Source organism: Planctobacterium sp. AWH2_060 (assembly GCF_056158425.1).
In genome coordinates this window covers 4,845,532-4,858,746 of sequence record NZ_JBSWTG010000001.1, presented here as the reverse complement: position 1 = coordinate 4,858,746, position 13,215 = coordinate 4,845,532, and the positions used below count along the sequence as shown (strand labels likewise).

The window sequence follows — 13,215 nt, the reverse complement described above, 5'->3', positions numbered from 1 at the left end:
CGGAATTTATTCCGACGCCAGTGCTAAATTCATCTACCGCTGTCCGACTAGGTCGAACCTACCAATCTAATTCAACCAGTTGTAGGTCGGAATTTATTCCGACGCTATTGGAAAATTCAACCATCGTGGTCCGACTAAAGTCGCCCCCCTATTCGCTAGTCAAAAATCAAGGAGCACAGAAAGTGCTCCCTGATAATAGCTATTACAGCCCTCTATACAGCGTCTTAATCCAGCGCTCAGTAGGGATAAAATTCCATGACCAGCTATCCCATTTGCTGTCCAGCCCTTTCGCCACGGCCTCTTCCATAGTCATCCCGGCCTCTTTGCGGGCTTTGATTTCTTTTGCGGTGACCTGCAGCATATGCAATGAATTTTGCAAATCCTGACGGGTGGCCAGTGAGCCATGACCGGGAATTATCTGGGTGTTTTCATCTGCAGCATCGATCATGGCCTGTAAGGTATTCATGTAGCCCTGCACTGTGCCGCCGCCGTCCAGGTCAATATAGGGAAACCAGTTTTTAAATAACATATCTCCGGCGTGAATGATGTTTTGTTTTTCGAACCAGACAAAACTGTCACCATCGGTGTGACTGGCAGGAACATGCTTAACGTGAATAGTGTCGCCGTTAAAGTGAAACTTCACACCCTGTTCATAGGTCACCACAGGAAGTGCACTACCAGACACCTTTTCATCGCTTATCAGGCGCATTCTGACATTGTCATGGGCGAAGATAGTGACGTCTTCGTTGTCCTTAAACCAGGCATTGCTACCAGTGTGATCCCCATGATAGTGGGTATTAATCAGGTAACGAATTTTGCTGTCGGAAATAGCTTTGATGGCATCGCGGATCTTCGGCCCCAGTTCTTCAAATTGATCATCTATCACCAGAACCCCATCAGCTCCTGCTGAAACGCCAATATTTCCGCCCGCTCCGGTTAACATATGAACGGATTCCGAAAGTTTCGCCGACTTGATTTCGACATTTTCAAAGCGGTCATGCGCTACAGTCTGAGCTGTTATAAAGCCTGCAAGTATGGCTAACACTGTTTTTTTCATAATGGTTCCTGATGTTTGGTTGGGTATGATTTTTGCGATTTTTCCGCGAATTTATGTATAGTGGCAAACTGGCTGCAGTGATCAACAAAAAAATAAAAATAAGGTCATCCAAAATTGAGCATCTCATTTAAAAATCTTAACAATAAAAGCGCCGGCGTTTTCCTGGTGCTTTCTCTTATTGCTGCCATCTATTGCTTTATGGCTGTGCCTCCCATCTGGAAAGAACAACAACTCAGCTACGACTTATTTGAAAATGACAAAGGGCAAATGGTCTACATCGAGCGCGGTAAAGAAGTACCCATCGATACACCGATTGCCCGTTCACTTTCGCCCCTGAATCAGGCGGCGCTAAACCAATTACAGGGCGCGCCAGAAATCAAAACCCAATGGGTTTACGAAGATAACAACCCGGAAAACATACTGCTGCTAAAAGCAGATTATCACCTGGGGATCTGGTCGTTATTACCGGCCCTGGTGGCAATATTGATGTGTCTTTTGACCCGCGAACCAGTGGCGGCGTTACTAAGCGGAATTCTGGTGGGCGCCATTATTTTGGGCAAATTTGATATTACCGGTGAAGTACTGATCCCCAGCGTCGGCACTGACAACGCTGCCAGTATTTTGATTTTATACTTATGGTTGCTGGGCGGTTTATTGGGAATTTGGTCTAAAACCGGTGCAGCACAGGCCTTCGCCGAATACATGACCCGGCACTTTGTCAAAGGACCGCGATCGGCAAAAGTCATCGCCTGGAGCTTGGGAGTTTTGTTTTTTCAGGGCGGCACCATGAGTACAGTACTTGTGGGCACCACGGTAAAACCCATGGCTGATAAAGCCAAAGTGAGCCATGAAGAAATGAGTTACATCGTGGACTCAACGGCATCACCTATCGCCTCTCTAATCGCATTTAATGCCTGGCCCGCCTACGTGCAGGCCCTGATATTTGTACCGGGCGTTACCTTTCTGGCCACCGAAGCGGACCGTATCAGTTTTTTCTTTAGCAGTATCCCCTTTAGTTTCTATGCCATGTTGGCCATTACCGGTACCCTGTTGGTTAGCCTGAATCACTTTCAATTAGCCGGCAAACCGCTAAGAAATGCCTGGCAACGCACTCAGGCCACCGGCGAGTTAGATGCACCATCGGCAAAACCCATCAGCGCTAAAGAGCTGCACCACCCTCAGGTACCGGAAGGCTATCGCTCCTCTCCTCTGGAATTCATTTTACCCTTAGTGATGTTGCTGGCTGTGGCGATTCTGACCTTTGTATTTTTAGGTACGCCCAAGATTCACTGGGCGTTTGGCGCGGCACTGGCGCTGTGCCTGGTGATGGCCCTGGTAAAAGGCATGACCTTAGGACAAATCATGGACGGCTTTGGCAATGGCTTGAAAGGCGTGGTAGTGGCTTCTGTGGTATTAATGCTGGCCATTACCATCGGCGGTATCAGTAAGGAAATTGGCGGCGGCCTGTTTTTAGTGGATTTATTAGGTCAACAACTGCCCTTTTGGGCGTTACCAGTGATTTTACAGCTCATGACCATGCTTATCGCTTTTTCCACCGGCACCAGTTGGGGAACGTACGCAATTGCCTTTCCGCTGGCGATGCCATTGGCCTGGGCAATTGCGCAATCCCAGGGCCTGGCTCATCCGGAAATATTCATGATGATTTGCTTTGCTACGGTGTTAAACGGCAGCGTCTATGGCGATCAATGCTCGCCTATCTCCGACACTACGATTCTCAGTGCCATGACCACAGGTTGCGATTTAATGGATCACGTTAAAACTCAGATCATACCCGCCACCATGGCGGCAGCTGGAGCGGCCGTTTTGTGGACCCTGTGCACTCTGACCATGGTATGATAGGAGGAATCCCCCTAATTCCTTGCGATCTGTAAGCGGAATAATTGACAAGCCCATCACAACTAGCTATGTTACCAATTAATTAAAGAGGCATTACCAATTTACAATTGCAGGCCCAAATACCTACTCGCCTGATTTGCCTGATATTACCTGAGGTCAGGTTTTATATGGGCAGAACAAATGTTTTTGAGAAATGTTTAATTATTACCAATAAACACAAGAGATCGCTTAAATGAAAAGTCGTCGTCGCTTTTGGACAGTAGTTGATAAACTCGAATCGTTAATAGAGCAAGGTGAATATGCCGCAGGCAGTCGCTTACCTGCCGAGCGGGAATTGGCAGAAGCATTTGACGTCAGCCGCCCCACCATTCGAGAAGCAATTATTGCCCTGGAAGTGCGCGGTAAAGTGGAAGTAAAAACCGGTTCGGGGGTATTTGTCACTGACGCAGATGAATCCGACAAGCTACTCAAAGAAATCAGTGCTTTTGAACTGACTCAGGCCAGAGCCCTGGTGGAAGCTGAAGCTGCCGCACTAGCCGCTGCAACTATTTCCGAGGAAGAACTAAAACGTTTAGGTCAGGCACTGGAAGATATGAAAATACCGGAATCTGCAGAAGAAGCCGATCAACGCTTTCATGAGATTATTTCCAAAGCCACTCGCAACAGCGCACTGTTATTGTCGGTTAAAAATTTATGGGAATTAAGGCGCACTCGTCCGCAAATTATTGCTGCCTATGAAGATGTTTGCTCTCAGGGCGTAGAGCAACGCCTGAAAGAGCACACCGCCATTTACGAAGCAATTGCCAAACGAGATTCATCAGCGGCGAGAAAAGCCATGCACGACCACTTCAATCGCCTCATCAATGCCCTGTTTGATGCCAGCGAGAAAAAAGCACTGGAAGAAATCCGCAGGAAAACCAGCGAAACACGGGGTTTATACTCCATTTCCCATTTATCTCAGTAACCCCTTAGTTTAGCGCTCTGTGAATAGGGCGCTACTCCCTCTCAGAGTAATAAATTCATATAAAAAAATAGCAAGCTCTAAGCTTGCTATTTTGATTCAGTTTTTGACAGCTTATTAAAAACGATAGCTGGCACCGAAGGTAATACGTCTGTCAGTTAAGCCCTGATAACACAACAATGCCCCTTCATTCACACAGTGTTGTTCAACATCCGACTCAGTAAGATTTACTGCTTCCACTCCGATGTTCAAATGCTCATTCACATCATAGCTAACACTGGCATTCAACTGGCCTCTGTCGGCCTGAACCACAGGGAAGCCCCAGGGGAAACTGCTGGTACTACCAAAATCGGTGGAACGATAAGCCTCACGCCAGGTGTATCGCGCCCGTGCAGAGAATCCATATTTTTCATAATACAGGGTAAAGTTATAGGCATTCTCGGACAAATCGATTAAGCCCTGAATAGCTGAAACTTCGATACCATCGACACCCGTTGTCGCAGCAAAGACATTGTTTGCACGACTGGTTGCAGTGTTAACAGACTCACCACCGGAAAACTCTTGCTTGGTGTAATTGGCTAAAATACCAAAACCTGAAGCCCAGCCGAGTTCCGATTCAAATTCAGACAAGTCGTACTGGAAGGCAATCTCAATCCCCTTTTGTGTTGTTTCGCCAGTATCATTAATAACCGTAGATACAGGTACACACACACCGACACCGGCATCAGGGCCAAATACATTAATATCCGCGATTGGATTGAAGATACCGCCTTGCTCACAGTCAGGACCGGTAATATCGCGATAGCCTGTATTAGGATCTTCAAACGGGTCCGATTGCTGATTCACGAATAAATCTTTACGCTTTTTATAGAAAATACCTGCGCTTAACACGCTTGCCGGCGCAAAATACCACTCAGCAGAAATATCAAAGGATAAAACTTCTTCGGGTTGTAATCCCGGATTCCCGACAGCAACGGGTGGATTAGGGCTGGTGCTAAAGGTCACCGAGGTGGACAGATCATTAAAGTCAGGACGGCGAATGTCTTTTGACAAACCCGCTCGAACTACAACATCATCTGTAACGTCTGCCACAATGTTCAATCTGGGTAAGATGAAATCGTAATCGCCTTTACTCACCACCTGTTCAACAATCTGATTGCCGTTGGCGTCCTGAGTTATGGAATTACCCAAAGAGTTCACCTCAGTATCGACATATCTCAGTCCCACATTTCCTCGTATAGCACCGTATTCAAAATTGGCTTGTGCATAAAGGGCATGGGTTTTTTCTTCGATATCGAAGAAGCCACTAACCTGTGAAGAAGGAGAACTGATAGAGCGACTTCCTCCGTGAGCAGTAATCGCCGAATTCAAAATAGCTAATACGCCATCGGGGTCAGCTGCCACCATTTCTGGATCAATCAATAAAAAGTCACCTACGTATAAGGCTCGACCATCTGCGGCATTAAAGTTATCAGGACCTGCTGTTAACACTTCCGCGAACAAGTCACCTCTGGGACTATCACTCATACTGCGCAAACCTACATTAGAGCGAACCTGATCTCGTAGACTGCTGGTCTGATTATAGCGATAACCCACATCAACTGATGTAATTAGCGATAAACCAAGATCGTAATTAAAGTCTACACGAAAGGCATTTTCTTCATTTTCCGCAATATCTTGTCCGATATTAACATCACGTAAAACCACATTCGCGGGATCTAACATCTGCTCAACAGTAGGGGCATATTCAGTACCAAAAGCGATGCCATAAGCGAGTGAGCCACCCGATAAATCGTAAATGATAGGCACGCTATTATCATTGCTACCACCCGGATCCAATGGCGCATTCGGATTGATAAAGTTTAAAGTAGTATTAAAACTGGGCGTAGAACTATCAGAGGACGAAGTGGATACCTCCACTTCCAAAGACCAGTTGTCTGCCAGCCATTCACCACCCAGCCTGAAAATTTCACTTTCGGTTATACGAGAGTTAGTATCACTGGAAAGACGCAAATTTGGATCGTCATCATCGTCTTCCAGATCGACCGGGATAACACCTTGCAACGCCGCCTGAATACTGCCTAAATCGGTACCACCCAGGCTACCGAAGTTAACTGTTTCAAATGCACCGGGTATTGAAATGTTATTCAATGCACTCACACCTGACGCCTGCACTCTGGAACTCTCCTGGCGGCGTTCCTGGTCATTTAACACAACATCAAAATAATATTTACTATTCTCATTAGGTGCCCATTCCAGGGTTCCTGCAAAGTTCTTAGTTTCATATTCGAAGTTATCGTAATCCTGATTCAGAAACTGGATGGGAAGAAAGTCAAAGTCTTGCGCACTGGCAGCGCCGCTATCTGATGCCACCAAATTATCTCGGTCAGCACGGGGTCTGAAAGCTGTAACATCCTGCTCGGCATAGCTTCCACTTAATACAATGCCGAAGCGCCCATTATCCAACTCCCAATTATCACCAAAAGCACCGGAGAATCTCGGAGTCATGCTGTCTGTAGACAGACTACTTTCTTCACCCTGAACACGCACTGACATCAATCTTTCATCTAGTTGTAGAGGGCGTATGGTTCTCAGATTGATGGTCGCACCTACCGAGCCTTCGATTGTTTTGGCTTCCGGCGCTTTGATGACTTCTACAGCAGAAATGATTGCCGCTGACACATCTTCGAAATTGATACCGCTACGACCAGAACCGGAACCTACTGTGGAAACCCCATTTATCTCAGTTCTGTTAGCGTTGGTGCCGCGAATTTGCACTCCGGTTCCTACGCCCGCTTCCCGGGTAATTTGAATCCCCGTCACATTCTCCAAAACTTCCGCCAGGTTTTGATCAGGCAATTTACCGATATCGACGGCCTGAATAACTTCGACCAGATTATAAGCAGAGCGCTTTTCCGCCAGTGCGTTGGTTAAAGAGCCGCGAATACCTGACACCTGAATAACTTCAACGCCTTCGGCTTCTTCAGTCGTTTCTTCCTGTGCCAGTACGGGGTTTAGCGCACTCAAAGCGGTAGCTGAAAGTACTGCCAGAGTGATTTTGGATAGATTGGGTCTCATCTTGGTTTCCATAGTTAGTTGTGTGTTAAAGGAATTGAATGCAAATGACCAATTGGCCTTTACAAACACTTCACATATTTTTTACAACACAAAACCACTTTGGTCAACCCCTTGGTTTACCATTAGAATTACCAAACGCAATACCAAAGCACGTAAAACAGGCCAGTAGTTGGTAACAACAAATGTGTAGAAAATGTAAAACGAAGCCACAAAACACACTGACTCATTGTCGCCATTGACCCCAAATCAGTTCTGTTTTTATGTTTAGATTTCAGAAGGTTAAAGGAATATTAAGAAGAGAAATGATCCCAGAAATGGAGCACCATCGCGGTGCTGGGATCTCTATCTGTCACGGGGTAATACAGAGCGGTAAACCAAAACTGCCAACCGCTCTGAATAAAAGAAATTTTTTTTAGAAATAATACTAAAGCATTATAATTTTTCGATATCCAACCACAATTCCGGGCGATTAACGGGTGTGTCTGGGTGCATGTCGGGGTTGCCAATGCGCATGACCAGTCGCTGACTAAAGTGGCTTTCTTCTACGGCTGACCTAATCATGGGATTAGCATAAAACAAGGCATCAAAGCTGCCGTTGCTGATGGCCGTTTCCAGCCCCCGTAAGATTTTACCGTGCAACTCCAGACTATCCTTTCGCAGATAAAAATACATAGCATAAGGGTAGATAAGCAGCAGGTTTTTCTCTACGGCTAAGCCAAGTTCAGGATGTGCCTTAACCTCTGACCAGGGTTCATGCGCGGCTCTGGGGAAGTAATCAAATCGCCCGCCATCCAGCATGTGGAAAAGATTTTGATATTTAACACTGGTTTCGACTTGCAGCCCGGCTTCTTTCAGTACCCGGGTGGATCCCCAAAAGTGCCCCATACCAGCAGCCAGTTCACTCAAACCATTCAAATCAGTCACTGCGTCAAAACGAACCTGGTCTCCCTGTCGAATAATGAAAATGCGATGGCCCAGCAACCCCTTCAGCAAAGGGATCCGCACTGCACTCAGTTTTTCATCAAGACTTTTTGACGAGCCCGCCCACATCAAGTCTATACGTCCGGCATCCGTCTCTTCTACCAGACGCCCTACCGGGATCTCCGTTTCCATTTGTAAAATTTCGGTCTCTGGCGAAGACTGACTTAAGGCCAATTGCAAAATAGAAAGTATAAGTTGCTCTTTAGCGCCAACCACTTTATTGACTTTAATGGTTCCAGCCTGTGCCCCGCTCGCTAGCACACAAGCTAAGACCAGAATCACTAGTACTACTGCCCGTTTCATAAATCCCTCCACACCTGGTTATTAGTAACAGCAATCAGGCCGTATCGAACCCAAAGGTTCACAGCAATAACAGCTATTAAACAAATCAGCTAAAACTTATATACCAACTGGATAACCACAATCAACATTTAATTTACATTTTATTATTACCAATATTGATTATTGGTTAACTATTGTTTAACATTTATTTAAAGTCAGGTACTCAAATGCGGACCGGGATGTTAAACGTGCCGACGAGTGCCTGTATTTCAGGCAAGTTGAAGAGGTAAGTTATGGCACTGACAAACTACACTATGGCGATGATAATGCTGACAGGGACAGTATCATCAGTGGCGCAAGCAGCTACAGTACCGGGCGATAAATTGGATCTCCGTCACTGGAAAATCACTTTGCCCATGGATGCCGATGGCAATGGTAAGGTTGACGAGGTTGATGTGGCAGATATTAAGAGTTTTAGTCATCCAGACTACTTTTTTCTGGATGAGCAGGGAAATATTACCTTCCAGGCCCCCAATAAGGCAGCTACCACAGCCACATCCACCAATACCCGCAGCGAATTGAGACAAATGCTACGGGGCAGCAACAAAAAAATAAAAACCAAATCACCTGGCAATAACTTTGCGCTCGCCGCACACCCAGATAGCGACTCATTTGCGTCGATTGGCGGCATCATGCGTGCCACCCTAAAAGTTAATCACGTAGCAATTAACGCCAGGTCCCCAGACAAATACCCTGCTTACTCAGTGGTTATCGGACAGATTCACGCCGGAAAAGACAAAGGCTTAATTGAACAAAAACAAGGATTCGGATGGGGTAATGAACCGCTAAAAATTTACTACAAAAAATGGCCTGTTCACAAAACCGGCTCAGTTTTCTGGACCTATGAACGCAATCTCCCTAAACAGGACAGCCATCGCACCGACATCGCTTATCCGGTTTGGGGTGTAACCTGGGAAAATCCAGAAGATCCCGGTCAAACCGGAATTGGCCTGGGTGAAAGCTTTAGCTACGAAGTAAATGTCAGCGGTAATGTCATGCATCTGACTTTTATGGCTGAAGGTCATCAGACAGTCGAGTATCAAATAGATTTGTCCAACAATGTTGATGCCTGGGGCAATATCGATAGTAAAGATCATCCGCAAGGGTACGCCGGAGATTGGCACTACTTCAAAGCGGGTGCTTACAATCAATGCAGTGTTAAAGAGCAACCCGGATTTTGGTATCCCGGTTGCGCCGGTACGGGTGACTGGCAAACAGATAAACAAAATGGCGACTATGTCAGTGTCAGCTTTTCAGAATTGAAGCTATTACCCGCTAAATAATTTTCTTAAATTTTACGCCAGATCATTATCATGCTCTGGCGTAAAATTTTGTTGCAGCGTCAAAACATGGTCCTGCACATGTTACCCACATGAGTGGGTCAGGTCTTTTTACATAATAAGCAAACGCTTTCTCTCCAATTCCGCATCACCGGTTTTGCTTCCTGATACAAAATAAAAAGCCAACAACCTTGCCATCACACAAGATACTCAGGTAAATCACCCCGGGAGCATCAAAGCGAGTCTCCCCTTAGCTGGACATACATAATAACTGTACTTCAGTACAGACTCCAAACTCCCACACATTTGCAAATGTGCACTTCGTGCGTCAAACTCAATCTGCAATGCTTGGGTCTTATACCAATCAATAATAAACCGGAACAATGGCTGGAACTTACCACTGGATTTGCAGCCTGTTTTCACCTGGCTGTAGGACGTGAAAATCACCTTAAAGCTTAGCGGAAGCGTCACAAGCTATCAGGACTCAGCTTGTTTGGCCCAACACAAACACTGTTAAAATGAATTGTCGGTAGGTAAGACTAAATAAAAAGCGCTCACCGGTAAGTGAGCGCTTAGGTGTTGATGTAGCTTGTTGGAGCTTATTAATATTTGAAGCTGACGCCCGCAAACAAGCGTGGACCGTAGTCGTTGACTTCACCCAGGTTATCCTGCACGTAAAAATCCTGAGATTTAGGCGCGCTGAACAGGTTAATGGCTTCGACTTTTACCCGTATGTTTTTATTGATTTTATAAGACGCCCGCATTTCCCAAACGCCCACCTCATCCACATAGCGCAACCGGGTGCCATTACTGGTATAAGGTTGGAAATACTCACTGCGGTATTTATAAATCAATGCGGTATCCAAATCGCCGATCTGATAATACAGCTGGCCACTGAACACGTGTTCCGAGAAGCCGGGCACGGAGCCCGCCGGAATAATACCTTCGGTTAACTGCGTAGTATTGCCATCAACATCGGTAACAAAGGTATTACCATAATTACTGTCTTCAAATTCAAAGTCGGTATCGGCATAGTTATAACCAAACTTCACCCCTATTCCGTTGTCCCAGCGATAGGCGATTGACGCTTCAATACCAAATAAATCACTGTCGTCTTCATTGGTCACAGAATTGGTGATGGGTAACGTCACTTCCTGGCCATCTACAACAAAGGTTTCCAGTTCTGTGCGCTGCTGGAAGCCTCCCTGAAACTGCTTGTAGTAAACGCTCAACGCAAAGATAGAATCTTCGTTTGGATAGTATTCCAGCGCCAGGTCATAGTTCCAGGACATCAATGGTTGAGTATTGGGATTGCCTGAGCCATTAGCCCCGACAAACAGATCAGCCAATGTCGTTGGCGCCACATCATCATCGGTTTGGAAGGTACGGCTATAACCCAGATCTCCCGGATCGGCTCTGGACATACCGCGATAAATACCCGCACGAAGCAGCACTGTATCACTATAATCCATCACAAAATTGAAGCTTGGCAACACTTCAAAGTAATCGCCGCCGCCCTCAATGCGTTCCAGCGAGTCACCGGTTACCAGGCTCAATACACCAAATTCGTCTGACACCACATCGAAACTGTTTCTGAACCCGACTGAAGTTACTTCCGTATCCACCAGCCTCACCCCAAAGTTACCTCGAACCACCTTGTCCCATAGTTCAGTGTCATAATTCGCCATCAGATAGGCAGCTGTGGTTTTTTCCGTAACATCCTTGGTACCTGCGTTCTCATATTCCACCTCAGGATACAAAAACTGACCGCCATTAGAAGCCACTACAGCCTGAGAAAAGCAAATGTTGTCATACGTCGCCCAGCTAGAGCCTGTACCGCTGGACACCACATTGCCGTCACTATCAACATGCGTGATGAGGTTGCCGTCTGACACGCTGGAAAGAAAATCTGTTTCCGGGAACTCAATCTGACATCCCTGTAACACATCCAGGGCTGAGGTTTGTCCGGTATCAAGATTGTATTGATTTCGCGAACCATTACCCTGACTACCACCATACTGAACAAAGCTTAATTCAGATAAACGCACGCCGCCCTGAATACTGGTAAAAGCTCCGCCATCCAGTTCATAGTCAAAGTCCAGTCGCGCACCAATTACTTCGTTGTCACGCACATTCTCGCGGTCAATGCGGGTCCGCAGGCTGTCAGTAAAATTGGCTATATCAGTTACATCAAAGTCAGTTACTGTGATGTGAGGGATGTACTCTCCCATGTCCCAGGTAAAAAACGGGCGATTAGAGGTACGGCCACGGTTAGAAATCTGCAACTCTTCTCGTTTTGTTTGAGAATAGGACAAGTCGAAGATCAGCGATAACCTGTCGGTGGCGAAGTGCTCAATGTTGATCCCCGCGCCGCGATAATTTTCTTCCCGAGAAAACTGCTCGCCCGCAGATTCAAAGCGCTCTTCACCTTCCCAATGTAAAATTCCGCCCACCTGATTGGTAACCAACGTTGGGCCTGTCACTCCTGGCGTCGCTCGTTTTTGCAACCAGATCAAATCATGACGAGCTTCAGATTGAATGCGATCAGAAAATTGCGCATCCAGATTAATTTCCCAGGCATCAGACGGCTGATACTGCAAAGCGAAGAACAAGGCGTCACGCTCGTCCGATGTTTCATTTTGACGATAACTCCGACTGCTTCCCGTCCACGCATAAGGTGTACCATGACTCACAGCACGGCCGGTTTCCGGGTCGATTTCAGTGTCGTAACCCTGGTTGCTACTGCCACTCACCTGATCTTCACAATCCCCGGCACTGCTGCGATAAAAGCCTTCATTGGTATTGAAAGGGTCGTTAAGACAGGCCCACAAAGAGGATCCTGTAGGGCTGGAACTGCGGTACTCAGCTTCTGGCTGGCTGATATCCTGACGTTGTACACCAAAAGATAAACCGATCGCCTGGCCATTATTCAACTCAAACTGGTCAACATAACTGAAGGTGCCGCGATACCCCAAATCACTTTGCAATGAGTTTTCAATATTGCGTTCATCTGGGTTGTAATTGAGTTTTACTTCACCCTGAACACGCTGTTTGCCAAAATCCAAAGGACGCAAAGTTTCCAGAGACACGACACCGGCAACGCCGCCCTCAATCATTGATGCGTCCTGGGTTTTATAAATCGCTACTTTCTTCACTAATTCTGATGGAAACTGGGAAAAATTCACCGAACGATCGCCGCTGCCATTGGTGGCTTCACGGCCATTGATATGGGTTGCACTTAGAAATGGTCCCAAGCCACGAATGGTAATTTCTGTGGCACCACCATTTTCGCGGTGAGAAGCCGCTCCCGTAATAGACTCCAACGCCTCACCAATAGACAGAGCCGGTAAATCACCAATGTCTTCGGCTGACAAACCATCAACCACTGTGGTGGCTTCCCGCTTAATGGCAATCTGATCCTGAATGGTTTTACGGGTGCCAACTACGTCAATCACTTCAACATCTTCGGCCTGCTGCTCAGTCACTTGTTCCTGCGCCAATACCGGCAATGTTGTGGCACCGGCCAGGGTGATAATTAAGCCCTTGCGCAACCAGTTGGCAATTGGATTTAGCGCAAAACCGGGGCTATTGGAATGTGGTTTGTGTTCTGTATGCAACGACATTACAGGTTCTCCATAGTCAATTCGAGTGCGCCTAAG

Annotated in this window: 7 protein-coding genes; 3 read left to right on the top strand and 4 right to left on the bottom strand. The window is 46.5% G+C overall.

The genetic code is table 11. The features are described from left to right. Nucleotides 1-202: 202 nt before the first annotated feature. Nucleotides 203-1,057, bottom strand: a complete 855-nt coding sequence (locus ACXAD8_RS20950; RefSeq protein ID WP_475232119.1) for an MBL fold metallo-hydrolase — start codon at nt 1,055-1,057, stop codon at nt 203-205. Between the two features lie 114 nt (nt 1,058-1,171). On the opposite strand from ACXAD8_RS20950, the gene ACXAD8_RS20945 reads away from it, so the two are divergent. Continuing rightward, a complete protein-coding gene (locus tag ACXAD8_RS20945) occupies nt 1,172-2,914 on the top strand; it encodes a Na+/H+ antiporter NhaC family protein (RefSeq protein WP_475232117.1) in 1,743 nt (580 codons plus the stop codon). A gap of 232 nt (nt 2,915-3,146) precedes the next feature. Next, nucleotides 3,147-3,878 carry a FadR/GntR family transcriptional regulator gene (locus ACXAD8_RS20940; protein ID WP_475232116.1) on the top strand — a complete coding sequence of 244 codons (732 nt, stop codon included), beginning with the start codon at nt 3,147-3,149 and terminating at the stop codon, nt 3,876-3,878. 114 nt (nt 3,879-3,992) lie between these two features. Here ACXAD8_RS20940 and ACXAD8_RS20935 read toward each other — a convergent pair whose 3' ends face one another. Beyond that, entirely contained in the window at nt 3,993-6,953 is a 2,961-nt protein-coding gene (locus tag ACXAD8_RS20935) for a TonB-dependent receptor (protein WP_475232114.1), read from the bottom strand. A gap of 432 nt (nt 6,954-7,385) precedes the next feature. Then, a complete protein-coding gene (locus ACXAD8_RS20930; protein WP_475232112.1) occupies nt 7,386-8,237 on the bottom strand; it encodes a diguanylate cyclase in 852 nt (283 codons plus the stop codon). 272 nt (nt 8,238-8,509) lie between these two features. Between ACXAD8_RS20930 and ACXAD8_RS20925 the strand changes: the two genes are divergently transcribed. Continuing rightward, complete coding sequence (locus tag ACXAD8_RS20925; RefSeq protein ID WP_475232110.1) at nt 8,510-9,559, top strand: polysaccharide lyase family 7 protein; 1,050 nt, start codon at nt 8,510-8,512, stop codon at nt 9,557-9,559. A 599-nt stretch (nt 9,560-10,158) separates the two neighbouring features. Here the strand turns inward: ACXAD8_RS20925 and ACXAD8_RS20920 are convergent. Continuing rightward, nucleotides 10,159-13,179, bottom strand: a complete 3,021-nt coding sequence (locus tag ACXAD8_RS20920; RefSeq protein ID WP_475232109.1) for a TonB-dependent receptor — start codon at nt 13,177-13,179, stop codon at nt 10,159-10,161. Between the last annotated feature and the right edge of the window lie 36 nt (nt 13,180-13,215).